The following is a 24,895-nucleotide window of genomic DNA, read 5'->3' as shown; positions in this document are numbered from 1 at the left end:
CCCCCATGCAGATCCACACGTACGACACCGTCATCGTCGGCGCGGGCGGCGCCGGTATGCGCGCCGCCATCGAGGCCACCAAGCGCAGCCGCACCGCCGTCCTGACCAAGCTCTACCCCACCCGCTCCCACACCGGCGCGGCGCAGGGCGGCATGGCCGCCGCCCTCGCCAACGTCGAGGAGGACAACTGGGAGTGGCACACCTTCGACACGATCAAGGGCGGCGACTACCTGGTCGACCAGGACGCCGCCGAGATCCTGGCGAAGGAGGCCATCGACGCCGTCCTCGACCTGGAGAAGATGGGCCTGCCGTTCAACCGGACGCCCGAGGGCCGCATCGACCAGCGCCGTTTCGGCGGCCACACCCGCAACCACGGCGAGGCGGCCGTGCGCCGCTCCTGCTACGCGGCGGACCGCACCGGCCACATGATCCTCCAGACGCTGTACCAGAACTGCGTCAAGGAGGGCGTGGAGTTCTTCAACGAGTTCTACGTCCTGGACCAGCTGCTCGTCGAGGTCGACGGCGTCAAGCGCTCGGCCGGCGTGGTGGCGTACGAGCTGGCCACCGGCGAGATCCACGTCTTCCGGGCCAAGGCGGTCATCTACGCCTCCGGCGGCACCGGCAAGTTCTTCAAGGTGACCTCGAACGCGCACACCCTCACGGGTGACGGCCAGGCGGCGGTCTACCGGCGCGGGCTGCCGCTGGAGGACATGGAGTTCTTCCAGTTCCACCCGACGGGCATCTGGCGGATGGGCATCCTACTCACCGAGGGCGCCCGCGGCGAGGGCGGCATCCTCCGCAACAAGGACGGTGAGCGCTTCATGGAGAAGTACGCGCCCGTCATGAAGGACCTCGCCTCCCGCGACGTCGTCTCCCGCGCGATCTACACCGAGATCCGCGAGGGCCGCGGCTGCGGCCCCGCCGGCGACCACGTGTACCTGGACCTCACCCACCTGCCGCCGGAGCAGCTGGACGCGAAGCTCCCGGACATCACCGAGTTCGCCCGCACCTACCTGGGTATCGAGCCGTACACCGACCCGATCCCGATCCAGCCGACCGCGCACTACGCCATGGGGGGCATCCCCACCAACGTGCAGGGCGAGGTGCTCAGCGACAACACCACCGTGGTGCCGGGCCTGTACGCGGCCGGCGAGGTGGCCTGCGTGTCGGTGCACGGCGCCAACCGGCTGGGCACGAACTCGCTGCTGGACATCAACGTCTTCGGCCGCCGCTCCGGCATCGCCGCCGCGGAGTTCGCGCACGCCAACGAGCTGGCGCCGCTCCCGGAGAACCCGGCCGCGCTGGTCGAGGAGCAGGTGGAGCGGCTGCGCAACTCCACCGGCACCGAGAAGGTGGCGGAGCTGCGCAACGAGCTCCAGGAGTGCATGGACGCGAACGTGATGGTCTTCCGCACCGAGCAGACCATCAAGGCCGCGGTGGAGAAGATCGGCGAGCTGCGCGAGCGGTACCGCAACCTCTCCGTCCAGGACAAGGGCCGCCGCTTCAACACGGACCTGCTGGAGGCCGTCGAGCTGGGCAACCTGCTCGACCTGGCCGAGGTGATGGCCGTGTCGGCGCTGGCCCGCAAGGAGTCGCGCGGCGGCCACTACCGCGAGGACTTCCCGACCCGCGACGACGTCAACTTCATGCGGCACACCATGGCCTACCGGGAGGTCGACGCGAGCGGCGCCGAGTCGATCCGCCTGGACTACAAGCCGGTGGTGCAGACCCGCTACCAGCCGATGGAGCGTAAGTACTGATGAGCACCTCGACGCTCGACAACCACTCGGACGCCCTGTCGGCGGCCGAGAACAACGCCTCGCACCTGGTGGCGGTCACCCTGCGGGTGCGCCGGTTCAACCCCGAGGTCTCGGCGGAGGCCGAGTGGGTCGACTACCAGATCCAGGCGGACCCCAAGGAGCGGGTGCTCGACGCCCTGCACAAGGTCAAGTGGGAGATCGACGGGTCGCTGACCTTCCGCCGCTCCTGCGCGCACGGCGTGTGCGGCTCCGACGCGATGCGGATCAACGGCAAGAACCGGCTGGCCTGCAAGACGCTGATCAAGGACGTCAACCCCGACAAGCCGATCACGGTGGAGCCCATCAAGGGCCTGACCGTGCTCAAGGACCTCGTGGTCGACATGGAGCCGTTCTTCCAGGCGTACCGGGACGTCATGCCGTTCCTGGTCACCAAGGGCAACGAGCCGACCCGTGAGCGGCTGCAGTCCGCCGCCGACCGGGAGCGGTTCGACGACACCACCAAGTGCATCCTGTGCGCGGCGTGCACGTCGTCCTGCCCGGTCTTCTGGAACGACGGGCAGTACTTCGGCCCGGCGGCGATCGTCAACGCCCACCGCTTCATCTTCGACTCGCGCGACGAGGCCGGCGAGCAGCGGCTGGAGATCCTCAACGAGAAGGACGGCGTGTGGCGCTGCCGCACGACGTTCAACTGCACGGACGCCTGCCCGCGCGGCATCGAGGTCACCAAGGCGATCCAGGAGGTCAAGCGCGCGCTGATCACGCGTCGCTTCTGACCTCTTGGCCTTCCGGCCATCTGACCTTCCGTCCTTTCGGTCTTTCGTCCTTTCGGACGTAAGGTCCCCGCCACCAGGCGACTGACGCCCGCTCAGGGCGCCGCACAGAGCCCGCTCCCGCACCAGCCGGGGGCGGGCTTCCGTGTTTTCCGGGGCCGTGGGCGGCATGCGCGGCCAGCCTCTTGAACGTGTTCAAAAACGGCGCTAGAGTCCTGTCGTCAGAGCGTTTTGAACACGTTCAACAAGCGTGACAAGGGGTGGGACGCGCTATGGACCTCACCGTCCTCGCGTACGTCGTCTACCTGGTGGTCAGCGTGACGCTGACCGTCTGGGTGGCGCGGACTCTCAGCAGCAACGGCAGGATCTTCCTGGCCGACGTGCTGCACGGCGACGAACGGCTCGCCGACGCCGTCAACCACCTGCTGGTGGTCGGCTTCTACCTGGTCAACTTCGGCTTCGTCGCCCTCTACCTGAAGACCGGCAGCGCCGTGGACGACGCCCGGGAGGTCTTCGAGGCACTCTCGGTGAAGCTCGGGGTGGTGCTCCTGGTGCTCGGCGCGATGCACCTGGGCAACGTGTACGTCCTCAACCGCATCCGCCGCCGCGGCCTGGCGGAACGCGAGCAGTACCCGCCGGTCCGGCCCGACGGGACCACCCTGACGGACCCCGCGCTGTGGGCCGGCGGCCCGAACGCCGCGGGGGCGTGAGGTGACGGGCCCGGCGGGGGACGGGGGCGCGGGGCCGGCGAGCGGTTCAGCCCGGACCGGGACCGCAGGACCGGCCGGGGGGCCGGCGGGCGGTCCGGCCGGGGACACGAGCGCTCCCGCACCGGCCGGCGGAGGGGGCCGGCCGGTGCGGGAGCTGGCAGTGCGGGAGCCGGCAGTGCGGGAGCTGACGGTGCTGTACGACCCCGACTGCCGCCTCTGCGCCTTCGCCTCCCGCTGGCTGGCACGGCAGCGGCAACTGGTCCGGCTGCACCTGGTGCCGGTCGGCTCGGCGGAGGCCCGGCGGCGCTTCCCGACGCTGGACCACGCGGCGGCCGAGGGGGAGGTGACCGTCGTGGGGGACGGCGGGCAGCTCTACCGGGGAGACAGCGCGTGGATCGTCTGCCTGTGGGCGCTGGCCGACCACCGGGAGTTCTCGCACACGCTGACCGGCCCGGCCGGGCGGCGGCTGGCGAGGGCCGCGGTGCTCAGCGCGGCGAAGTACCGGGGCTCACAGCGCCACCACGTCCGCACCGCCGCACCGGACAGCCACCACGTCCGCACCGCCGCACCGGACAGCCGGGTGTGCTCGGTGCCGCCGGGATGGACGTACGACCCGGTGTCCGGCTGGTCCCAGGCCCCCGGCGACGCCGAGGCCCCGGCCTGCGTGGACGGATGCGACACCGACCCCGGCGGCCCCGGATAGGCTCACCCGGGTGGAGGACAAGACCGACCGAACCGCCCCCGCCGCCCCCGCAGCCGGGGAGCTGCCGGGGGGCCGGGCCCGCCCGAAGACCGGCAAGAGCGAGCAGACCCGGACCCTGATCCTGGACACCGCCATGCGGCTGTTCCGGGAGCGCGGATACGACAAGACGACCATGCGGGCCATCGCCCAGGAGGCCGGGGTCTCGGTCGGCAACGCCTACTACTACTTCGAGTCGAAGGAATTCCTGATCCAGGGGTTCTACGACCAGATGACCCACGCCCACGCGGCGGACGCGGCGTCCCGTATGGAGGGGGAACGGGACTTCGCCCAGAGGCTGGAGACCGCCCTGGTCTCGTGGCTGGACTGCGCGGCGGACTACCACGGGTTCGCCGCGCAGTTCTTCCGCACGGCCGCCGACCCGGACAGCTCGCTGAGCCCGTTCTCCAACGAGTCCCACCCGGCCCGCGAGACCGCCGTCGCCCTCTTCCACGACGTCCTGGCCGGCTCCGACCTGGCCCCCAAGCTCGACGCCGAACTCGCCCGCCTGCTGCCGGACCTGCTCTGGCTGCACCTCATGGTCGTCGTCCTGTACTGGGTCTTCGACCGCACCGAGGACACCGCCCGCACCCGCGAGTTCGTCCGCCGCTCGACCCCGTTCGTGGCCCGGCTCATCACCCTCTCCCGCTACCGGCCCTTCCGCCCCATGGTCCGCGAGGCCAAGTCCCTCATCCAGGACTTCGTCCTCCCCACCATCGGCAGCACCAAGCTCCCGTCCCACCCGGCACCGGGAACGGCACCGGAGGCAGAAGCGGGGGCGGAGGAAGAGGAGAAGGCCGCGAAGAAACGCAGCCGGCGAAGCTGAAGCCCGCGTATCCGCGAAGGCCCTCCTCTCACCCGCGAAGCCTGACCCGCGCGCTCCACGAGCCAGGGGGCAGGTCCGCCGTGGCGTCGTCAAGGACGCGAGCCGCCTGGGGGTGCGCCCCCGCTACCCGGCAGTCCCAGCCGATGACGGAGCGCCCGCCGTCGGACCGTTCCGCTCGGACCAGCTCTCGACTCCCCTTCCAGCGATGTCGGCGCGGTCAGAGCAGGCCGTTCCGCTTGGACCAGGTGAGGAACCGCCCGGGCGGGAACGGGTAGCGCATCCCGGACAGGATGAGGGCGTCGACGAACGTACTCGCGACGTACTCGGTGGTCCTGCCGTCGGCCACGGACTCCGCGACGACTCGAAGGGACCCCCAGACCTCGGCACCATGCCGCCGGACGGTGGCGGATCGGGCTCGCGCCGTGCCGCACCCGAGCCCGTACGGCCGCTCCGCGCGTCCGGGCACCCCGCGTCGGGCCGGAACGGGTCCACCAGTCCGGTCCCTTCGGCGAAACCCTCGGCGGGACCTTCCACAGGACCGACGACCGGACCGATGACCGGAGCAACGACCGGACGGGCAGCCGGACCGGTGGCCGGACCGACGACCGGACCGGCCGCCGACCTGCTCGCGCGCCTGCGGCTGGCCGATCCCCGCCTGCTGCTGCCCGGACGCGACATCGCGGTACTCGTCCCCGCAGTGACCACGTGGCTGGAGCGCGGAGCGACCCCGGAGCAGGTCACCCGCCACCCTGACTGCGGGCCTCCCGGCCACCCCGATCCACCACCCGGGCCGCCTCCTGGCCCACCGCCTCGCCGTCCTCCTCCCACCCCCGCTGCCTCCCGCTCCCCCGTCCCCGGAGCGACCCGCGCCCCTCCACACCTGCGACAGCTGCGACCGCGCTTTCCGCACCCACGACCCCACAGCCCGCTGCTCCGACTGCCGCCGGGCGACCGGCCCCGACCCGCTGCAAGCCGCCTGAATGACGGCCTGGGGTAGCTTGGGCGATGTGACTGCCCAGGGCATCGAAGAGCTGCGGCTGACCGCGTTCAAGAGCTTCCGCGACCAGGTACTCCCCCTCGCTCCGTTGACCACCCTCATCGGGCGCAACAGCAGTGGGAAGTCCAACGCGCTCGACGGCCTGGAAGTGCTGTCCCGGCTCGCCCGGGGTGAGGACATCGCCGAGGCGCTGGAAAGCCGGCGGGGCCCCGAAGGCGCTGTGCGCGGCGGCCTGGCGGGATGCGTCCCGCACGGCTCCGACCGCTTCTCGCTGGGGTGCAGTGTGCGGACGAAGCGGGGGCCGATCAGCCTGGACCTGACCGTCCAGGTCGAGCCAGAGGTGCAGATCATCGAGGAACGGCTCACCGGACCGACGCGTAAAGGGCTTCAACACGACGTCCTCGTCAGCGGAGAGGCCAACACCCACGTCGGTGACCTGTGGGCGACGTGGCACAACGGGAAGAAGGGCCGGGACCCGAACGTACGGTTTCGCGGGTCCCGTCTCCTCACTTCCCAGCTGCCCCTACGGGTGACGCCGGAGACCGAGGGCGGCAAGGACAGTGTCTGGTGCGCCGAGACGATGATCGCCACGCTGGAAGGTGTCTTCCACCTCGACCCCGTCCCCCACCTCATGCGCCAGTACGTTCCCTCACGGGACAGCAACCTGCGCCGCACCGCCGAGAACCTTTCCGCCGCGGTGGGAAACATCGAACGCACGAACGATCCGCTCTTCCGGCGCCTGGTGGAGTTGCTGCGCGGCCTCGCCGACCACGAGATCGAGACGCTGGCGGTCACCCGGTCCGAGTTGGGTGACGTCATGATCGCGCTCAACGAGGGTCCACTCGGCCTCACCCCGGCACGGGAGATGAGTGACGGGATGCTCCGCTTCCTGGCCATCACCACCTCGCTGCTCACCGGCGGCCGGGGCCTCGATCTCGGACCCACCAACGCCGAGCAGGACGAACGGTCACTGATGCTGGTGGTCGAGGAGCTGGAGAACGGGCTTCATCCCTCGCAGGCGTCCGAAGTGCTCGGGCTGGTCCGCCAGGCCGCGGCGGAGAACAGCACCCAGGTGCTCATCACCACCCACAGCCCGGCGCTGCTCTCCGCCCTCGATGCCGCGGACCACGACGGCGTCGTGGTCTGCTGGCGGGATTCCGACACGGGCACGAGCCGGCTCGCCCGGCTCACCGAACTCGACGGCTACCCGGCGGCCATGGCGGCCGGGTCGCTCGGCGAAGTCGTCACGCAGGGGCGTCTCGACACCCGGCCGCGTCCCGAGCGCGACTACTCCGAGTTCGACCGGCTTCTGGGAATCGGGTGACGCGTGGCTCGTAGGGTCGAGTTCGTCGACACGTCCATTCTCTGCAATCTGCTCGGGATTCCGGGCAAGTGCCAGGACCGCGATCAGGTGGTCAAGGAGTACCAGGCAAAGACGCGGGCCCGTGACTGCGACCTGCTTCTCCCGGTGACCGCGATCATCGAGACCGGCAACCACATCGCCCAGCTCGCCGACGGCCGGCAGCGGAAGGACTGCGCCGAGCTCTTCGCCGCGATGCTGCGCGCGGTCGTACAGGGTGACGCTCCCTGGGCACTCAACGAGGTGGAGTGGGACGGCGCGCACCTGCAAGCACTGCTCGCCGGGGGACGAACCGGAAGCACGCTGGTCGAGCACGCCTGCAACAGGCTCGGGTGCGGAGACCTGAACATCCTGATCGAACGAGACCGCTATCTGGCTCGCACTTCCGGCGTGGCGGCGACGGTCTGGACGCTTGACGGACTGCTGTCCTCGTACGCCTGACTCCCTGAGGCCAAGCGGGCGCGCGCTACACGCCCGCAGCCGCTCAGCGCACCGCCGCGTTGTCCTCGGCCGGCTGCTCCGCCGCGGGGCGGTCTCCCGTCGTCGTCCCGCGGCGCAGGGCGAGGAGGCCGCGGATGCCGAGGACGCCGATGGCCGTGCCGAGGATCGTGGAGACGATCGCGAGGGTGAGGTGGATCCAGAAGTACGCGGTCGGGTGGGAGTGGTCGCCGTTGGTGAAGGCGAGACCGCTCGCGTCCTTCCACAGGTTCTTCACGAAGGTGGTCCAGACGATCCACGACCACACCCCGAAGGCGACCAGGAACCACGACACCCGCCGGCTGAGCTTCATACGTACCAGTATGGGCGGACCCGCGGCGGGCTCCGGCGGCGGGGCGAGCCCGGGCGGGCCCCGAGGCGGGCTCGGAAGGGGCGTGCGGGCCCAGGGAGGGGTGTGGGACGTGCGCAGGGTCACGCCGGGGCGCGCGGCTCCGGGGGCGCGGCGGGCGGTCGCGGCCCGATACGGTCGCCGGGTGTCCAAGACCGCGACTTCAGCCCCGACCGCCCGGGGCCGCCGGCTCCTCCCGACCACCGCCGCCGCTCTGGCCTCCGCGCTGCTGCTCGGCGCCACCGCCATGGCCGGCAGCGCGCAGGCCGCGCCCGCCGAGCCCGCAGCCAGCAAGAAGCCCGTGCCGCCCGCCAGCATGTCCACTGTGGGCGGTGACCGGCTGGGCCTGCCCGGCACCCAGGTGGACACCGCCGCCGGGATACCCGCGCTGCCCAAGGACCTGACCGCCCGTTCCTGGATCGTCACGGACGCCGAGACGGGCGAGGTGCTGGCCTCGCACAACGCGCACTGGAAGCTCGCTCCCGCCAGCACCCTCAAGATGCTGCTGGCCGACACGGTGATGCCGAAGCTGCCCTCGTCCACCGTGCACAAGGTCGCGGCCTCGGACCTGGCGGGCATGGGCGAGGGCAGCAGCCTGGTCGGGATCGAGACGGGTCTCACCTACACCGTCCACGACCTGTGGCTCGGCGTCTTCCTGCGCTCCGGCAACGACGCGGTGCACGTGCTGTCCGCCATGAACGGCGGCGTGCCGGCCACGGTGGCCGGCATGAACGCCGAGGCGCACGAGCTCCAAGCCGACGACACGCACGTCGTCTCACCCGACGGCTACGACGAGCCCGGCCAGGCCAGCAGCGCCTACGACCTCACCCTCTTCGCCCGCCAGGGCCTGCAGAACGCGGACTTCCGCGCGTACTGCTCGACGGTCACCGCGCAGTTCCCCGGCGACTACAAGAAGGGGAAGGACGGCAAGCCGACCAAGGCCCGCGCGTCGTTCCAGATCCAGAACACCGACCGCCTGCTGTCCGGCGACTACGACCTGAAGCGCTACTCGGGCATCGCCGGCGTCAAGAACGGCGACACGACGAACGCGGGCGCCACCTACACGGGCGTCGCCCAGCGCGGCGACCGCACCCTGCTGGTGACGGTCATGCACCCGGACCCCGGGCACAACCGGGTCTACCGCGAAGCGGCCTCGCTGCTGGACTGGGGGTTCAAGGCCGCGCCGACGGTTCAGCCCGTGGGCACCCTCGTCCCGCCGCTGAGCAAGATCGCCAAGAGCCCGGCTCCCTCGGCGTCCGCGTCCTCTTCGGCCGCGGCCTCGGCCTCGGCCTCGGCCTCTCCGAGCGCTGTGCCGGTCGCGGCACAGCCGAGCGGTTCGGCCGCGCGCGGACGGTGGACGGCGGCGGGGATCGCCGCCGGCACGCTGCTGGTCCTGGCGGCGGTGGTCATCGTCGTACGGCGTCGCCGTCCGCTTCCGCAGGCGGTGGCCGCCAGCGGTGCGCGCCGGCCGGTCCCCGCGGCGGGTCCTCGGGAGGGTCGGGAGGCCCCGGCCGGTCCTGACGGTCCGACCGACGGTCCTTCGGCTGGTCCGACGGCTGGTCCGACGGACGGTCCTTCGGCTGGTCCGACGGGCCAGGTTCCCGCTCAGGCCGGCCCCCGGCGCTCCCGTCGTGCTCCCCGGCTGTCCCGCTCGGAGCGCTCGAAGCAGCGGAATCAGGCGACCCAGGTGAAGCAGACGAAGCAGACGAAGCGGGTGGAGCGGACGGAGCAGGACTCGGAGCGTCCTTAGCCTGCGAGTCCTCAGCCTGCGTGTCCTCAGCCCGCGCGCCCTCAGCCTGCTGACCGTCCGGGGGCTGCCGTCCGGCCGGGTCGGCGACCTGCTCCGGGCCGTGCTGCGTCGCCGTCCAGGCGGCGCAGTACAGCAGCAGCTTGGCCATGAAGTTGAACCACAGCAGCAGGGCGATGGGCGTACCGAAAGCTCCGTAGATGTTCTTGCCGGCCACGCCCCGCAGGTAGCCGCTGAGGGCGATCTTCAACGCCTCGAAGCCGACCGCGCCGATCAGCGAGGCCACCACCACGGCCCGGCGCGGCGGATGCACCCCGGGCAGCAGGGTGAGCAGGTAGAGCAGGATGAGGAAGTCGGCCAGCACGGCCAGGGCGTAGCCGACGACTTCGAGGAGCACCCGCCCGTAGCCGTGGTTGTCCAGCCCGGCCCGGTCGGCGGTCCAGTTGACGGCGGCGGTGGCGAAGGCGGAGGAGCCGAGCGAGACCAGGACGGCGGCGCCGAGGCCGAGCAGCACCTCGCCGTCGAGGAGCTTGGCGAGGATCGGGTTGCGCTCCTCGTCGTCCTTGCGCCAGACCGCGCGCAGGCAGTCGCGCAGCGAGCCCACCCAGCTGATGCCGGTGAAGAGCAGCGCGAAGGTGGCGATGACGCCGATCGTGCCGGCGTTGGCCACCAGGCCGTTGATGTCGATCTGGTCGGCGACGCCGGGGATCTGCTCGGTGATCTTGTGCTCCAGCCGGTCCAGCTGGCTGTCGGAGAGCGTGGCGGCACCGACCGCCGCGACCACCGCGAGCAGCGGGAAGAGCGCCACGAAGCTGGTGAACGTCATGGCCGCGGCCAGCCGCGTCCAGTGCACGTCCTGGAGGTGTGCGAAGGCCCGCCAGGCGTGCGTGCGCAGGACCCGCGCGACGAGCGGGCCGATCAGCGGCAGCCGGGTCAGCCAGTCCATGTGGGGCGGCTACCCTCCCCCGTTCCGCGCACGCCGGGCCCGTGGCGGCCGCCGTCTCCCGGGCGGTCTGCGGTCCCGTCCGGCCGGGGCCCGCTGCCCGCCTCCGGTATGCCGTCCACCGCCGTACCGTCCACCACCATGGCATCCACCGCCGTACCGTCCACCACCACGCAGTCCGCCGCCCGGAACACCAGCGTGCGCGTCCCCCAGAACCGCAGCACCGTGGCCAGCACCATGCCGACGCCGGCCCACGAGACGACGTCGTCCCGTGGCGTGGTCAGCCCCAGCAGGTAGTGGGAGAAGCCGAGGCACGCCAACTGCACCAGTGCGCCCGCGAGGTTGACCGCGAAGAAGGCCCCGTACCGGCGGGCCCGCCCGCTCCCGCGAGTCCGGCCCCGGTAGGTGCCCAGCGCGTTGCCGGCGTACGCGACGGCGCACCCGGCCAGGAAGGAGAGCGCCTTCGCGGTCATCGGGCCGAGCCCGGCGCCGCCGCGCAGCCAGATGAAGACGGCGAGGTCGGCCGCATAGGCGGCGGCACCGGCCAGCGCGAACCCGACCGCCTCCCGGACCGTCCCGCCGCGCACGAGCCGGGGCACGAGCAGGGGCAGCCAGCCGGTCCTCGCGAGCAGACGCGTCCGGCCGGACCCCACGACCCGGCCCAAGTGGCCCCGGTGCGACCCTCCGAGCCCCGCGACCCGCCCCGGGCGCAGGCCGGCGGGCCCCGCGGGTCGGCCGGCGCGGACCCGCCCGGGCCTCACGAATCGGCCACGGCGAGGACGTACAGCAGGCCCCAGACCACGGCGATCACCAGCAGCGGCCGGTCCCGCAGCACCACGTCCTCGGGCTCACCGGCGGTGCCGGCGTCGGCGAAGACGGCGTACCGCAGTATCGACAGGGTGAACGGCACCATCGACAACTGCCGCCACGGCAGCGTCCCGTGCGCCGCGCCGCTGCTCTCCAGCGCCCACAGGCAGTAGCCGAGGATGGCCACGCCCGCGGCGAGCTGCCACACGAAACGCAGGTAGCCGACGGTGTAGGAGCCCAGCAGGGCACGGGAGGCGCCGACCTCGCCGTCCCGCTCGCTCATCAGCACCAGCTCCGAGTAGCGCTTGGCGGCCACCATGAAGAGCGCCCCGAAGCCGGAGGTGATCAGGAACCAGCGCGAGAGGGTGATGTCCAGCGCGAGCCCGCCGGCCATCGCCCGCATCAGGAAGCCGGTGGTGACGATCACCAGGTCGACGACGAGCATGTGCTTGAGCCGCACGCAGTAGGCCAGTTGCATGACGACGTAGGCGGTCAGCAGGGCGGCGGTGTCGCCGTTGCAGACCAGGGCCGCGATGGTGGGGGCGGCCAGGGCGAGGACGGTCCCGGCGGCGTAGGCCGCGCCGAGGGGCACCTGCCCGCTGGCGACGGGGCGGTGGCACTTGACGGGGTGCGCGCGGTCGGCCTCGGCGTCGCGGGCGTCGTTCACCAGGTAGACGGCGGCCGAGCAGGCGGTGAAGAGCAGCAGCACGGCGGCCAGGCGTATCGCCTGGTGGACGTCGAGCGGGCGGGCGGCGGCGAAGGGCGCGGCGAGCACCAGCCCGTTCTTGACCCACTGGCGCGGCCGGGCGGTCCGGACCAGCCCGGCGGCCATCGCCCACCCGGAGCCGCGGACGCGCAGCGGAGCGGGGACGGCCTTGCCGGCGCGGTCGGCGCGGTCGGCGCGGTCGGCGCGGTCGGCGCGGTCCGCACCGTCCGCGCTGTGGATGACGGCGGGTTCGCTCATCACGCACCCCCGGCAACAACGGCCCCGTCGGCACCGACGGCACTGGCGCCAACGACGACCGCTCCAGCACCGGAGCCGACACCCGGCGCGCCCGGCGCGCCCAGCGCCCAGGCCCGGCCCAGCCGGACGGTGGCCGCGCCGAGCAGCGCACCGGCCGCCACGTCCGACGGGTAGTGGACGCCGGCGACCAGTCGGGAGGCGCACACGGCGACGGCCACGGGCCGCAGCGGCACGCGCGGCGCGAGGGCCCCGTAGGCGAGGGCCGCGGCGGCCGAGGAGCAGGCGTGCGCGCTGGGGAAGCTGTGCCGGCCCGCGGTGCGGACCAGGGGCGGCGTGCCGGGCGGGAGGTGGGGACGCGGTCGGCGCACCACCCGTTTGGCCGCCATGCCGGCCAGGTGGGCGGCGGCCACCAGCGCGGTGGCGCGCAGCCACGCCGCGCGGCGGGCGGGGTCGGCGGCGGCGCCGGCCAGGCCCGCGGCCAGCCACACGGCGCCGTGCTCGCCGGCCAGGGACAGCACCCGCGCGGCGGGCGCGGCGCAGGGGACGGCGGCGCAGCCGCGCAGGACGGTGAGCAGCTGGTGGTCCGGGGAGCGCACCTGCCGCACCTCCTCCAGTCGGGGTCGTGACGGGCCCGCACACGTCAGTCGGCGGGCCGCCCACGCGTCGGCCGTCCGTATCAGTCATACGAATCGGCCATCGGACTGCGGATGCTTACCGTGCGGCCCCTCTCCTCACGCCTTCCGATCCACCATCACGGTGAGAAACGCCGAATTTCCTCGAATGTGGCATGAAAGCGGGCATTCCATCCCTCTTCGTGGCGATACGGTCCGGGTATGCCCGTACCGCTCGCGCCGGCCGCCACCCCCGTCACCGGCTGGGGCCGCACCGCCCCGACCGCCGCCCGGCTGCTGCGCCCGGGTTCGTACGAGGAGGCCGTCGCGGCGGTACGCGGCAGCGACGGGCGGGGCACCATCGCCCGCGGCCTGGGCCGGGCCTACGGGGACGCGGCGCAGAACGCGGGCGGCGCCGTCCTGGACATGACGGGCCTGGACCGCGTCCACGAGATCGACGCGGTGAACGGCGTCGTCACCTGCGACGCCGGCGTGTCGCTGCACCGGCTGATGCAGGTGCTGCTGCCGCTGGGCTGGTTCGTGCCGGTCACCCCCGGCACCCGGTACGTGACGGTCGGCGGGGCCATCGGCGCCGACATCCACGGCAAGAACCACCACGTCTCGGGGTCGTTCAGCCGCCACGTGCGCGCCTTCGAGCTGCTGACCGGCGACGGCGAGTGCCACGTGGTCACCCAGGAGGACGAACCGGAGCTCTTCTGGGCGACGGCCGGCGGCATGGGCCTGACCGGGGTGGTACTGGCTGCCACGATCCAACTGCTCCCGGTCGAGACGTCCCTGATGACGGTGGACACCGAACGCGCCACCGACCTGGACGACCTGATGGCCCGGCTGACGGCCACCGACCACCGCTACCGCTACTCCGTGGCCTGGATCGACCTGCTCGCCCGCGGCGCCCGCACCGGTCGGGCCGTCCTCACCCGCGGCGACCACGCCCCCCTGGACGCGCTGCCGCCGCGCGCCCGGCACGAACCGCTGGCCTTCCGTCCGCGCCGACTGCCCGCGGTGCCGCCGCTGGTCCCGGACGGGCTGCTGGGCCGGGCGAGCGTCGGCGCGTTCAACGAGCTGTGGTACCGCAAGGCCCCCCGCGAGCAGCGCGGCCGGCTCCAGCGGCTGGCCTCGTTCTTCCACCCGCTGGACGGCGTCCCGGAGTGGAACCGCGTCTACGGGCGGGCCGGCTTCGTGCAGTACCAGTTCGTGGTGGGCCAGGGCCAGGAGGACACGCTGCGCTCGGTGGTGCGGCGGCTCGCCAGACGAGGCTGCCCGTCCTTCCTCGCCGTGCTCAAGCGGTTCGGCGCCGGCGACCCGGGCTGGCTGTCCTTCCCGATGCCCGGCTGGACGCTGGCGCTGGACATCCCGACCGGCCTGCCCGGCCTGGGCGCGCTGCTGGACGAGCTGGACGAGGAGGTGGCCGCCGCCGGCGGCCGCGTCTACCTGGCCAAGGACGCGCGGCTGCGGCCGGACCTGGTGGAGCTGATGTACCCGCGGCTGGACGACTTCCGCGCGCTGCGGGCCCGGATCGACCCGCGCGGCGCGATCACCTCCGACCTGGCGCGGCGGCTGGCGCTGTGACGCCGTCCGCCCCCACCCGGCCGGCGGGAAACGGCGGAAGGCCGGCGGGAAACGGCGGAAGGACAGCTGACGGGCGGTGCGACCCGCACGAGCCGTGCGCGTCGCGCGAGCAGTGACGACGACGGTGGCAGGACCTGGCGACGACGTGGGGAGTTGGCTGATGAAGGACGCTTTCGGGGCGCCGCAGTCACTGCTGGTGCTCGGCGGTGCCTCCGAGATCGGACTGGCCACCGCGCGGCGGCTGGTCGCCCGCCGCACCCGCCGGGTGCACCTCGCCGGGCGGCCCTCGCCCGCGCTGGAGCAGGCCGCGCGGGAGCTGCGCGGCCTCGGCGCGGAGGTGCACACGCACACGTTCGACGCGCTCGACCCGGACACGCACGAGGAGGTGCTCGGCAAGGTCTTCGCCGAGGGCGACATCGACATGGTGCTGCTGGCCTTCGGCGTCCTCGGCGACCAGGCGCGCGACGAGCAGGACCCGATGGCGGCGGTGCGGGTGGCGTCGGTGAACTACACCGGGGCGGTGTCGGCCTCCCTGGTGTGCGGGGCGGCGCTGCAGAACCAGGGGCACGGCTCGCTGGTGGTGCTCTCCTCGGTGGCCGCGGAACGGGCCCGGCGGGAGAACTTCGTCTACGGCAGCAGCAAGGCGGGCCTGGACACCTTCGCGCAGGGGCTCGGCGACGCGCTGCACTCCTGCGGGGTGCACGTCATGGTCGTACGGCCGGGCTTCGTCCACACCCGGATGACCGAGGGCCGCCGGCCCGCCCCCTTCGCCACGACGGCGGACGCCGTGGCCTCGGCGATCGAGGCGGGGCTGCGCCGGCGTGCGGAGGTGGTGTGGGTGCCGGGGGTGCTGCGTGCGGTGATGGCCGGTCTGCGGCACCTGCCGCGGGGGGTCTTCCGGCTGGTCACGGCGCCCCGTTAGGCGTCAGGCGGCAGTCGTCAGGCGTCGGCCGGCAGGCGTCAGGCATCGGTCGTCAGGCATCGGTCGTCAAGCGGCAGTCGTCAGGCATCGGTCGTCAGGCATCGGTCGTCGGGCGTCGGGCGCGATCCGGGCCGTTCCCCCCGCACCCCTGGTCGGGGCGCGCGGGGGAACGGCGGCGGCGTCAGGTGAGGGCGTCGCGGAGGCGGGTGAGGGACCAGTCCAGGTCGGCCTTGGAGATGGTCAGGGGCGGGGCCAGGCGGATCGTGGAGCCGTGGGTGTCCTTCGCGAGGACGCCGCGTTCGAGCAGGGCCTCGGTGAGCTCGCGGCCGGTGAAGCGCGCCGGATCGACGTCGACGCCGGCCCACAGCCCGCGCCCGCGCACCCGCACGAGGAGGCCGTCGGTGGCCATCGCGGCCAGTTCCTCGTGGAGGTGGGCGCCCAGTTCGGCGGCGCGCCGCTGGTACTCGCCGGTGCTGAGCATCGCCACCACCTCAAGGCCGACCGCGCAGGCCAGCGGGTTGCCGCCGAAGGTGGAGCCGTGCTCACCGGGACGGAAGACACCGAGCACGTCCCGCGAGCCGACCACCGCCGAGACCGGTACGACGCCGCCGCCCAGGGCCTTGCCGAGGACGTACAGGTCGGGCACCACGTCCTCGTGGTCGCAGGCGAACGTGCGGCCGGTGCGGCCGAGGCCGGACTGGATCTCGTCGGCCATCATCAGCACGCCCCGCTCGGCGGTCAGCCGCCGCACGCCCGCGAGGTACCCGGGCGGCGGCACCAGCACGCCCGCCTCGCCCTGGATCGGCTCCACGAGCACCGCCGCGGTGTCGTCGCCGAAGGCGGCTTCCAGAGCCGCCAGGTCGCCGTAGGGCACGATGTCGAAGCCGGGCGTGTACGGGCCGAAGCCGTCGCGGGCCTCGGGGTCGGTGGAGAAGCTCACGATCGTGGTGGTGCGCCCGTGGAAGTTGCCGGCCGCCACGACGATCCTGGCCTGCCCGTCGGGGATGCCCTTGACCTGGTAGCCCCACTTGCGGGCGGTCTTGACCGCGGTCTCCACCGCCTCGGCGCCGGTGTTCATCGGCAGCACCATGTCCTTGCCGCACAGCTCCGCCAGCGCCCGGCAGAAGGCGCCGAACCGGTCGTGGTGGAAGGCCCGGGAGGTGAGGGTGACCCGTTCCAGCTGGGCCTTGGCCGCGGCGATCAGCCGGGGGTTGTTGTGGCCGAAGTTCAGCGCGGAGTATCCGGCCAGCAGGTCGACGTAACGGCGCCCCTCGACGTCCGTCACCCAGGCGCCCTCCGCCGAGGCGACCACGACCGGCAGGGGGTGGTAGTTGTGGGCGCTGTACTCCTCGGCCGCCGCGATCTCCCGTTCGGTCGCGGTGGCGGCCGTCCCGGTGCCGCGGGCGTCGGTGGCCGCGTCAGGGGTGGTGGTCACGTGCTCCTCCGTTTCGTCGTACCTCGGCAGGGGCCCGGGACGGGATATGGGTGGCACGAGCCGGGCACCGGCCGCTGTTCCTATCGTCACTCCTCGGCCGCCGCGTGAAACCCTGCGGCGCGAAGCCGTTGGCCGGACGAATCCGCCACCACCCGGGCGGGGGAGCCGACCGGCCCGTGGAGAGGCGGCCCGACCGGCCCGGGGAGGGCCTGACGACCGAGTGCGGGCAGGGTGGACGACCGGCTCCGGAAAGGGTCCGCGAGGTTTTCCACAGGCAGCGTCCGGGGGTGTGGGCGAGCGGGCCCGACCTGAGAGAATGCGGTTATGGCCAACCAGCGACCTCGTGCCCTGTCCGGCATCCAGCCCACCGCCGGCTCGTTCCACCTCGGCAACTACCTGGGCGCCGTCCGCCAGTACGTCGCGCTCCAGGAGGGGCACGACGCCTTCTACATGGTGGTGGACCTGCACGCGATCACCGTGCCGCAGGACCCGGCCGAGCTGCGCCGGAACACGCGGCTGGCCGCCGCCCAGCTGCTGGCGGCGGGCCTGGACCCGGAGCGCTGCACGCTCTTCGTCCAGAGCCACGTGCCCGAGCACGCCCAGCTCGGCTGGGTCATGAACTGCATCACCGGCTTCGGCGAGGCGTCCCGGATGACGCAGTTCAAGGACAAGGCGGCCAAGCAGGGCGCCGACCGGGCGAGCGTCGGCCTGTTCACCTACCCCGTCCTCCAGGTCGCCGACATCCTGCTGTACCAGGCGAACGCGGTGCCGGTCGGCGAGGACCAGCGCCAGCACATCGAGCTCACCCGCGATCTGGCCGAGCGGTTCAACGGCCGCTTCGGGGAGACCTTCGTGCTGCCTGAGGCGTACATCGTGCGCGAGACGGCGAAGATCTACGACCTCCAGAGCCCGGAGGCGAAGATGTCGAAGTCGGCGCCGTCCCCCAAGGGCCTGATCAACCTGCTGGACGACCCGAAGGCGTCGGCGAAGAAGTTCCGCAGCGCCGTCACCGACACCGGCACCGAGATCCGCTTCGCCCCGGAGGAGAAGCCGGGCGTCAGCAACCTGCTGACCATCCACTCCGCGCTCAGCGGCACGCCCGTCGCCGAGCTGGAGGAGGCCTACGCCGGCAAGGGCTACGGCGCGCTCAAGACGGACGTCGCCGACATCTTCGTGGCCTGGGTCGAGCCCTTCCAGGAGCGGACCCGCGGCTACCTGGAGGACCCGGAGTCGCTGGACGCCGTCCTGGCCGAGGGCGCGGAGAAGGCGCGCGCCGTCGCGGCCGAGACGCTGGCGCTGGCCTACGACCGGATCGGTTTCCTCGCCGCCAAGCACTGAGCGGGTCAGATGCGGGCGGGTCTGCTGCGGGCGGGTCCGCCGCGGTCGGCCGACCCGTACGGCCCGCCCGACCCGTACGCGCCGGTGGCACTGCCGAGTGCGCCGGCGCGGTCCGGGCATACCGGTGGAAGTGCCGGTGACGGTACCTCGCCGGACCGGGTGGCGGTGCGCGCCAACCGTTCCCGGACGCCTACCGGGCCGGGTACGTTAGCCCGCGCCGGAGTGGGCGGAGGACACCGGCGCGGGGGCTCGGGCAAGCGGGACACCGGGGAGCCCGGCACGGCCACGGTGGACGCGGGGGAAGCGGGGGAAGCGGGGGAAGCGGGGAGAGGCAGGGACGGGAAGGGCGAACGGGCCGGGGTGGGCGGGTCCGCGACGCGCTGTGACGCACGTCGCGACCGGGTGCCGTCCAGTTCGTCCCTCCACGAGCGACACTGATCAGGGGCGCCGGCGGCCGGCTGACCGCGCGACGCAGGGCGAGCAGGCAACGAGCACGACCGCTGAGCCGGCCGGCGAGAGGGGTGTACGCACGTGGGCAACACCACCACGATCGGAGTGTCCCTCCCGGTCCCGGAACCCCACGGGCCGCTCCTCCAGGACGTACGGGCCGCCTTCGGCGACCCCGCCGCGCAGGCCATCCCCACCCACATCACGCTGCTGCCGCCGACCGAGCTGCCCCGCAGCGAACTCCCCGACCTGGGGCGCCACCTGGCCCGGGTGGCCGCCGGCGGACGGCCCTTCCCCGTACGGCTCGAAGGCACCGACACCTTCCGCCCGCTGACGCCGGTGGTCTACGTCAGGGTCGCGGAGGGCGGCGACGCGTGCGCCCGCCTCCAGGAGCAGGTCCGCTCCGGCCCCGTCCAGCGCGAGCTCCAGTTCCCCTACCACCCGCACGTCACCGTGGCGCACGGCACCCCGGACGAGGCGATGGACCGGGTGCAGCGCGAGCTGGCAGGCTTCGCGGCAGGTTGGACCGCCTCCGGCTTCGCCCTCTACGAGCAGGGCGCCGACGGGGTCTGGCAGCACCTGCGCACCTTCCCCTTCGCCGCCGCGCTCCGCCCCCTCCCCCAGCAGCCCGCCTGCCGCCCCGCCCCGTCCCGCCTGTAGCTGCCGGCTCCAGAGCACGCGTCCGGCGACCGGTCCAGCGCCGTCCCGGAACGAGGCCGGTCTCACCCCGAGCCCGTTCGAGGTCCCGGTCGAACATCTCCGGGGGCTTGACTGCCGTCGTCTTCGCTCCCGCCGCTCCCCATGGCGTGAACAGGTGGACGTGTAATAGGTCGACTTGTACACGTGTGGCCGATACCTACGCGCCTGGGCGGCGTTTCTCCCCCGGCCTCGGACGCCGGAGCGCCGGAGCGTCGGAGGAACGCGGCAGGGCCGCACCCGCGGTGGTTCGCGGATGCGGCCCTGCCGCGTCGGGGGTCCGGCTCAGATCAGGCCGAGGGCGCGCACCGCGTCGCGCTCCTCGGTCAGCTCCTGCACGGACGCGTCGATGCGGGTGCGGGAGAACTCGTTGATCTCCAGGCCCTGGACGATCTCGTAGACGCCGTCCTTGGTGGTGACCGGGAAGGACGAGATGATGCCCTCGGGCACGCCGTAGGAGCCGTCGGACGGGATGGCCATGGAGGTCCAGTCGCCGTCGGCGGTGCCGTTCACCCAGGTGTGCACGTGGTCCAGGGCGGCGGACGCGGCCGAGGCGGCCGAGGAGGCGCCACGGGCCTCGATGATGGCCGCGCCGCGCTTGGCGACGGTCGGGATGAAGGTGTCGGCCAGCCACGCCTCGTCGTTCACGACCTCGGCCGCGTTCTTGCCGGCGATCTCCGCGTGGAAGATGTCCGGGTACTGGGTGGCGGAGTGGTTGCCCCAGATGGTGAGGCGCTTGATGTCGGAGACCTGCGAGCCGGTCTTCTTCGCGAGCTGGGCGATGGCGCGGTTGTGGTCCAGGCGGGTCATCGCGGTGAAGCGCTCGGCCGGGACGTCCGGGGCGGCGGAACGGGCGATCAGCGCGTTGGTGTTCGCCGGGTTGCCGACCACCAGCACCTTGATGTCGTCGGCGGCGTGGTCGTTGATGGCCTTGCCCTGGGGCTTGAAGATGCCGCCGTTGGCCTCCAGCAGGTCACCGCGCTCCATGCCCTTGGTGCGGGGGCGGGCGCCGACCAGCAGGGCGACGTTGGTGCCGTCGAAGGCGACGTTCGGGTCGTCGGAGATCTCGATGCCGCGCAGCAGCGGGAAGGCCGCGTCGTCGAGCTCCATCGCGGTGCCCTCGGCCGCCTTGAGCGCCGGAGTGATCTCCAGCAGGCGGAGGTTCACCGGGACGTCCGCGCCGAGCAGGTGACCCGCGGCGATGCGGAAGAGGAGCGCGTAGCCGATCTGGCCGGCCGCTCCGGTGACGGTGACGTTGACGGGAGTGCGAGTCATTGCCTTCTCCTGGCCTTTGCTGCGGGTGTCCTACGCGGGTTGTGGTCGCCCCGGCGGTGGCCCGAGCGGCCCGATGGCGGATCTCTCGGCGTCAAGAGAGCCGTCCGCCAGGCTATCGCGCGCTGGACCCGCCGTTACCGCGAGCCCCTGTGTCCCAGGTCACCGCGCGGGTCCACGCAGGGGTCCGCAGCGGGGTCCGCGGCAGGTCCACGGCAGGTCCACGGCGTGCGTTCACCGGGCTGGTGGAACGGGTGGACGGCCGACGGACCTGTCGATCACACGGACGGGGTCGGCGGCCACTCGCGTCAGCCGAGGCAGACACCCAGCAGGATCAGGCCGAGGCACCGCCGTGTGGGTGACGGAGACGCGCTCGCACCGCTCGTCGGCGGACTACTCGTGCCCGCGCCCGCGCTCGCGCCCGTGCCCGCGCCGGGCAACGGCGCGGAGGAGCGGGAGGGTTGCGGGGTCGCCGCTCCCGACCCGTTGGAAGCGGCGGGGACGCCGGTGGTCGGGGTGCCCGCCGGTGCGCCCGGCGAGGCCCCCGGCGGCGCCGACGCGGCACCGGAACCGTCGGAAGCCGGCGTCGAGCCGTCGCCTGCGGCCTCCTGCGGCCCGGCCACGCTCGGGGAGCCGATGCCGCCGGCGGCATCGGCCGTTCCGGACATCGGCTCGTCGGCGTCGGCGGGCCCCGGGTCAGCCGGGCCGGTCGCCCGCGCGGCCCCCTTCCCGGCCTCCCCGGACGAGCCGCCCTCGGCCCCGGCCGCCGGAGCGGACACGCTCGACCCGGACACGGTGGCGCCGACCGGCGCCCGGCCGCTGGTCTGCCCCGCCGTGAGCAGCACCCCGACGAGCGCGGCGGCGGCGAGCACCGCGACACCGACGAGCAGCGCCACTCCACGGCGGCCGGCCGGAAGGCCCTCCTCGGAGGCCAGCGGGTCGAGCGGGTCCGGCTCCGGCAGGGGGCGGCCACGGCCGCGGTCGCCCTTGCCCGAGGCGGCGCGGGCGGCGAGCTGCCACAGAGCACGGACCCGGTCGTAGTCGGCGCCGCTGGCCTGCGCGAGCACCTCCACGGCGGCCAGCGGGGGCAGGTCCCGGCCGGCGAAGGCACGCCACCAGTCCTCCTCGGGCCGGGCGGTGCGGGCCGCGAGCGCCGGAACCGTCAGGCCACTGCGGTCCTTCATCCGGCGCAGTTGGACGGCCAGCCGCCGCTGGTCCACGGGGATGCGGTCCGCCAAGGGCTCCCAGTGCGCCATCTCGTCGCCGTCCTCGCGTCCTCGCCACGTCCTCCGCCGGCACCGGCTCCACGCGTCCTCTGCCCAACGCGCCGCCTGGTCCTGCCCGGCTCTGCCCGCGGGACGCCGCGTGTCCTCATCCGCGCCCGGTTACGGGCCTGCTCACGAGGCCGGCTCACGGGCCTGCTTACGGGCCCGCTGCCGCGCGCGTCCGGCCGCCACTGGCGCGACGGCTCGTCCCACTTCGCGCCAACGTAGCCGTACGCCCCCTTTGCGTGGGCTTTTTCGGTCTTGCCCACACATGAAGGGGGCGGCCATGCTAAAGCGCTCCGCTGGGTACGTCAGGGGCGCGAGTGCCCTTGCCCAGAGCGCGGGCTTGCGGCACCCCGCCACGAGGGGGTCGGCAGACTGCCGGGCGCCCGTACGTCGTGGCCGAGCGCGCGGTTCCCCGCGCCCCTCGCTCCGCAGATACCGAGCACGCGGTCACCGCACCCCTGAGGGGGGCTCACTGGCCGGGTACCCGCGCCCCCGAGGGGGCGGGGGTCCAGGCGGGGGCGCGGGCCCCGGTCAGCGGACGGAGAAGTGGATGATGTCCTCTAGGAAGGGGATGCGGATCACCGGGTCCGGCTGGGTCATGAGGGCGAGCAGGATGATGCCCGTGCCCAGGATTCCGTAGGTGATCACGTCGGTGAACCTGCTGCGGACCGCGAGCATGCCGACGTTCGTCATCGCCCACCGCAGCACCGCGCCCAACAGCAGGGACGCCGCCACGATGATCGTGCCGGACCGGAGGTGATCGGTCGCGGTGACGACGAGGCCGGCCACCGCGCCCGCGAGGACCAGCAGGATCGGCCACTGGCGGGCCGGGGCCGGGGCGTCGCCGCCGGCCGCCCGGCCGCCGCCCTCGGGCCGGGCGGTGGTGCGGGCGACCCCGTCCCGGGCCCCCTCGCCCCGGGGGCCGCCATCGCGGCTCCCCGGGTCGCGCGCGACGCCGAAGGCCGCGCCCTCGGCCGGGCCGATCGACGCCCCGGCCGGCGTCTCAGCCGACATGGTCCGCCGCCCGCTCGGCCGTCTCCACGACGTTCTGCAGGAGCAGCGCGCGCGTCATCGGGCCGACACCGCCCGGGTTGGGCGACAGCCAGCCGGCCACCTCGGCCACGCCGGGGTGGACGTCGCCGACGATCTTGCCCTGCTCGTCGCGGCTGACGCCGACGTCGAGCACGGCCGCGCCCTCCTTGACGTCCTCGGGCTTGACGATGTGCGGCACCCCGGCGGCGGCCACGACGATGTCGGCCTGGCGCAGCAGCGCGGGCAGGTCGCGGGTGCCGGTGTGGCAGAGGGTCACCGTCGCGTTCTCGGACTTGCGGGTGAACAGCAGCCCGATCGAGCGGCCCACGGTGATGCCGCGGCCGACCACGACCACGTGCGCGCCGTCGATCCGCACGTCGTGGCGGCGCAGCAGTTCGACGATGCCGTTGGGGGTGCACGGCAGCGGGGCCGGCACGCCCAGGACCAGGCGGCCCAGGTTGGTCGGGTGCAGGCCGTCCGCGTCCTTGGCCGGGTCCATCAGCTCCAGCACCCGGTTGGTGTCGATCCCCTTGGGCAGCGGCAGCTGGACGATGTAGCCGGTGCAGTCGGGGTTGCCGTTCAGCTCTTCGACGACCGCCTCGATCTCCTCCTGGGTGGCGGTCGCGGGAAGCTCGCGCTGGATGGAGCCGATGCCCACCTGCGCGCAGTCGCGGTGCTTGCCGGCGACGTACCACTTGCTGCCGGGGTCGTCGCCGACCAGCAGGGTCCCCAGGCCCGGGTTGACACCGCGGGCCTTCAGCGCCTGAACGCGCTCGGTCAGTTCGGCCTTGATCGCTGCGGAGGTGGCCTTGCCATCGAGAATCTGGGCGGTCATGACCCCATCCTCGCGGATCGGGGCCGTCCGCCACCAATCCGGCCCCGGCCTGTTCCGTGCGGTGTCCGGCGGGCGGGCCGGGCGGCGCGGGAGGGGCTTCCCAACAGCCTCCGGGATGGGGGGTTCTGTCCCTTGCGCCCGCGGCGCGCCGGACCGCACGATGTGGGCCGTCCCACATAGCCGTCCCCGCTTGAAGGAACCACGTGAGCCAGCCTCCGGGTCCGTACGACGGACCGCCGCAGCAGCCGCCCCACGGCAACCAGCCGCCTCCCCCGTACGGATACCCGCAACAGCCGGGCCAGCCGCAGCCCGGCTACGGCCAGCCCCCCTACGGACAACCCGGCTACGGCCAGCCCCCCTATGGCCAGCCCGGCTACGGCCAGCCCGGCTACGGGCAGGGATATCCCCCGGGGTACGGCGCTCCGGGCGGCTACCCGGCCTTCCCGCAGCAGGCGGGCGGCCCCGGCGGCTACCCCCGCCCGGCGGTCCACTGCCGGGCATGCCCCCGCTGGCCAGCTGGGGCGCGCGGGTGGGTGCCACACTGCTCGACAGCCTGATCCTCTTCCTGGTGCCCGGCGGCCTGTACATGGCCGGGTACCTCCGGCTGGTGATCCACCTGGGGAACCGCTACCAGGACTGCTCGGACCAGGGAATCAGCCACGCCGCCTGCCCGGTCCCGCAGGCGCAGGGCAGCTCCATCGCGTTGATCCTGATCGGCGGCCTGCTCTCCCTCGTGGCCACCTTCTACGTGTGCTACCGCGAGGGCAAGACCGGCCAGTCCCCGGGCAAGCGCATCGTCGGCATCCGGCTGCTGCGCGAGTACGACGGCAGGACGCTGGGCTTCGGCCTCGCCTTCGGGCGGCGGCTGCTGCACTTCCTGGACGGCGCGGCCTGCTATCTCGGCTATCTGTGGCCGCTGTGGGACTCCCGGAACCAGACCTTCGCCGACAAGATCGTCCACACCGTGGTCATCAAGGACCCCCAGTAGGACGTACGG

General features: G+C 73.2%; 22 protein-coding genes and 2 pseudogenes. 13 read left to right on the top strand and 11 right to left on the bottom strand.

The window, feature by feature from the left end; translation table 11 throughout:
- Window positions 1-5 precede the first annotated feature (5 nt).
- The 5 genes from sdhA (at window position 6) to BS72_RS20770 (ending at window position 4,805) form a co-directional block, all read left to right on the top strand.
- A complete protein-coding gene (gene sdhA / locus BS72_RS20790) occupies window positions 6-1,760 on the top strand; it encodes a succinate dehydrogenase flavoprotein subunit (RefSeq protein WP_037912538.1) in 1,755 nt (584 codons plus the stop codon).
- The gene (locus tag BS72_RS20785; RefSeq protein WP_037912536.1) at window positions 1,760-2,533 is read left to right on the top strand and encodes a succinate dehydrogenase iron-sulfur subunit; all 774 of its coding nucleotides are present in this window, start codon (window positions 1,760-1,762) and stop codon (window positions 2,531-2,533) included. The genes sdhA and BS72_RS20785 overlap by 1 nt, the downstream gene beginning before the upstream one ends.
- A 269-nt stretch (window positions 2,534-2,802) precedes the next feature.
- Window positions 2,803-3,240 carry a hypothetical protein gene (locus tag BS72_RS20780; protein WP_037912534.1) on the top strand — a complete coding sequence of 146 codons (438 nt, stop codon included), beginning with the start codon at window positions 2,803-2,805 and terminating at the stop codon, window positions 3,238-3,240.
- Between the two features lie 145 nt (window positions 3,241-3,385).
- Entirely contained in the window at window positions 3,386-3,943 is a 558-nt protein-coding gene (locus tag BS72_RS20775; protein ID WP_037912531.1) for a thiol-disulfide oxidoreductase DCC family protein, read from the top strand.
- A 10-nt stretch (window positions 3,944-3,953) separates the two neighbouring features.
- Window positions 3,954-4,805 (top strand): TetR/AcrR family transcriptional regulator, encoded by an 852-nt coding sequence (locus tag BS72_RS20770; protein ID WP_232792481.1) that lies wholly within the window; start codon window positions 3,954-3,956, stop codon window positions 4,803-4,805.
- Between the two features lie 217 nt (window positions 4,806-5,022).
- Here the strand turns inward: BS72_RS20770 and BS72_RS39255 are convergent, their stop codons facing one another.
- Window positions 5,023-5,151 (bottom strand): hypothetical protein, encoded by a 129-nt coding sequence (locus BS72_RS39255; protein WP_265736803.1) that lies wholly within the window; start codon window positions 5,149-5,151, stop codon window positions 5,023-5,025.
- 661 nt (window positions 5,152-5,812) lie between these two features.
- On the opposite strand from BS72_RS39255, the gene BS72_RS20765 reads away from it, so the two are divergent.
- Both BS72_RS20765 and BS72_RS20760 read left to right on the top strand, forming a co-directional pair.
- A complete protein-coding gene (locus BS72_RS20765; protein WP_037912528.1) occupies window positions 5,813-7,126 on the top strand; it encodes an AAA family ATPase in 1,314 nt (437 codons plus the stop codon).
- A 3-nt stretch (window positions 7,127-7,129) separates the two neighbouring features.
- On the top strand, window positions 7,130-7,603 hold the full coding sequence (locus tag BS72_RS20760) for a hypothetical protein (RefSeq protein ID WP_037912525.1): 474 nt from the start codon (window positions 7,130-7,132) through the stop codon (window positions 7,601-7,603).
- A gap of 43 nt (window positions 7,604-7,646) precedes the next feature.
- On the opposite strand, the gene BS72_RS37375 is transcribed toward BS72_RS20760, so the two are convergent.
- Complete coding sequence (locus BS72_RS37375; RefSeq protein ID WP_051951338.1) at window positions 7,647-7,952, bottom strand: SCO4848 family membrane protein; 306 nt, start codon at window positions 7,950-7,952, stop codon at window positions 7,647-7,649.
- A gap of 283 nt (window positions 7,953-8,235) precedes the next feature.
- Between BS72_RS37375 and BS72_RS38525 the strand changes: the two genes are divergently transcribed.
- A complete protein-coding gene (locus BS72_RS38525; RefSeq protein ID WP_232792644.1) occupies window positions 8,236-9,738 on the top strand; it encodes a D-alanyl-D-alanine carboxypeptidase family protein in 1,503 nt (500 codons plus the stop codon).
- On the opposite strand, the pseudogene BS72_RS34435 reads toward BS72_RS38525, so the two are convergent.
- The 4 genes and pseudogenes from BS72_RS34435 to BS72_RS20730 form a co-directional block, all read right to left on the bottom strand.
- A pseudogene (locus BS72_RS34435) lies at window positions 9,662-10,681 on the bottom strand (YihY/virulence factor BrkB family protein); the annotation flags it as partial. The gene BS72_RS38525 and the pseudogene BS72_RS34435 sit on opposite strands and share 77 nt — an antisense overlap.
- Before the next feature lie 176 nt (window positions 10,682-10,857).
- Window positions 10,858-11,277, bottom strand: a pseudogene (locus BS72_RS20740) (GtrA family protein); the annotation flags it as partial.
- A 158-nt stretch (window positions 11,278-11,435) separates the two neighbouring features.
- On the bottom strand, window positions 11,436-12,449 hold the full coding sequence (locus BS72_RS20735; RefSeq protein WP_078901507.1) for a decaprenyl-phosphate phosphoribosyltransferase: 1,014 nt from the start codon (window positions 12,447-12,449) through the stop codon (window positions 11,436-11,438).
- On the bottom strand, window positions 12,449-13,045 hold the full coding sequence (locus BS72_RS20730) for a phosphatase PAP2 family protein (protein ID WP_078901863.1): 597 nt from the start codon (window positions 13,043-13,045) through the stop codon (window positions 12,449-12,451). The genes BS72_RS20735 and BS72_RS20730 overlap by 1 nt, the downstream gene beginning before the upstream one ends.
- A 237-nt stretch (window positions 13,046-13,282) precedes the next feature.
- Here BS72_RS20730 and BS72_RS20725 point away from each other — a divergent pair, with 237 nt between their 5' ends.
- Both BS72_RS20725 and BS72_RS20720 read left to right on the top strand, forming a co-directional pair.
- Window positions 13,283-14,650: an FAD-binding oxidoreductase gene (locus BS72_RS20725; RefSeq protein ID WP_037912520.1), complete on the top strand. Its 1,368-nt coding sequence runs from the start codon at window positions 13,283-13,285 to the stop codon at window positions 14,648-14,650.
- 160 nt (window positions 14,651-14,810) lie between these two features.
- A complete protein-coding gene (locus BS72_RS20720) occupies window positions 14,811-15,572 on the top strand; it encodes a decaprenylphospho-beta-D-erythro-pentofuranosid-2-ulose 2-reductase (RefSeq protein WP_037912517.1) in 762 nt (253 codons plus the stop codon).
- A 181-nt stretch (window positions 15,573-15,753) separates the two neighbouring features.
- Here the strand turns inward: BS72_RS20720 and rocD are convergent, their stop codons facing one another.
- The gene (gene rocD, locus BS72_RS20715; protein WP_078901506.1) at window positions 15,754-17,007 is read right to left on the bottom strand and encodes an ornithine--oxo-acid transaminase; all 1,254 of its coding nucleotides are present in this window, start codon (window positions 17,005-17,007) and stop codon (window positions 15,754-15,756) included.
- 324 nt (window positions 17,008-17,331) lie between these two features.
- Here rocD and trpS point away from each other — a divergent pair, with 324 nt between their 5' ends.
- Both trpS and BS72_RS20705 read left to right on the top strand, forming a co-directional pair.
- Window positions 17,332-18,345 (top strand): tryptophan--tRNA ligase, encoded by a 1,014-nt coding sequence (gene trpS, locus BS72_RS20710; RefSeq protein ID WP_037912513.1) that lies wholly within the window; start codon window positions 17,332-17,334, stop codon window positions 18,343-18,345.
- Window positions 18,346-18,876: 531 nt separating this feature from the next.
- Window positions 18,877-19,452, top strand: coding sequence for a 2'-5' RNA ligase family protein (locus BS72_RS20705; RefSeq protein ID WP_037912511.1), 576 nt, complete (start codon window positions 18,877-18,879; stop codon window positions 19,450-19,452).
- Window positions 19,453-19,773: 321 nt separating this feature from the next.
- Here the strand turns inward: BS72_RS20705 and BS72_RS20700 are convergent, their stop codons facing one another.
- The 4 genes from BS72_RS20700 to BS72_RS20685 form a co-directional block, all read right to left on the bottom strand.
- On the bottom strand, window positions 19,774-20,763 hold the full coding sequence (locus BS72_RS20700) for a malate dehydrogenase (RefSeq protein ID WP_037912508.1): 990 nt from the start codon (window positions 20,761-20,763) through the stop codon (window positions 19,774-19,776).
- Window positions 20,764-21,068: 305 nt separating this feature from the next.
- On the bottom strand, window positions 21,069-22,016 hold the full coding sequence (locus tag BS72_RS32565) for a helix-turn-helix domain-containing protein (RefSeq protein WP_051951336.1): 948 nt from the start codon (window positions 22,014-22,016) through the stop codon (window positions 21,069-21,071).
- Between the two features lie 546 nt (window positions 22,017-22,562).
- A complete protein-coding gene (locus BS72_RS20690) occupies window positions 22,563-23,045 on the bottom strand; it encodes a DUF3017 domain-containing protein (protein WP_037912506.1) in 483 nt (160 codons plus the stop codon).
- Entirely contained in the window at window positions 23,035-23,898 is an 864-nt protein-coding gene (locus tag BS72_RS20685) for a bifunctional methylenetetrahydrofolate dehydrogenase/methenyltetrahydrofolate cyclohydrolase (RefSeq protein ID WP_037912504.1), read from the bottom strand. The genes BS72_RS20690 and BS72_RS20685 overlap by 11 nt, the downstream gene beginning before the upstream one ends.
- A gap of 499 nt (window positions 23,899-24,397) precedes the next feature.
- Between BS72_RS20685 and BS72_RS39595 the strand changes: the two genes are divergently transcribed.
- Complete coding sequence (locus BS72_RS39595; RefSeq protein WP_051951334.1) at window positions 24,398-24,886, top strand: RDD family protein; 489 nt, start codon at window positions 24,398-24,400, stop codon at window positions 24,884-24,886.
- Window positions 24,887-24,895: the final 9 nt, after the last annotated feature.

It is taken from the genome of Actinacidiphila yeochonensis CN732, assembly GCF_000745345.1.
Lineage (GTDB): Bacteria > Actinomycetota > Actinomycetes > Streptomycetales > Streptomycetaceae > Actinacidiphila > Actinacidiphila yeochonensis.
The sequence above is the reverse complement of the archived record's forward strand: the minus strand, read 5'-3'. Positions and strand labels throughout refer to the sequence as shown.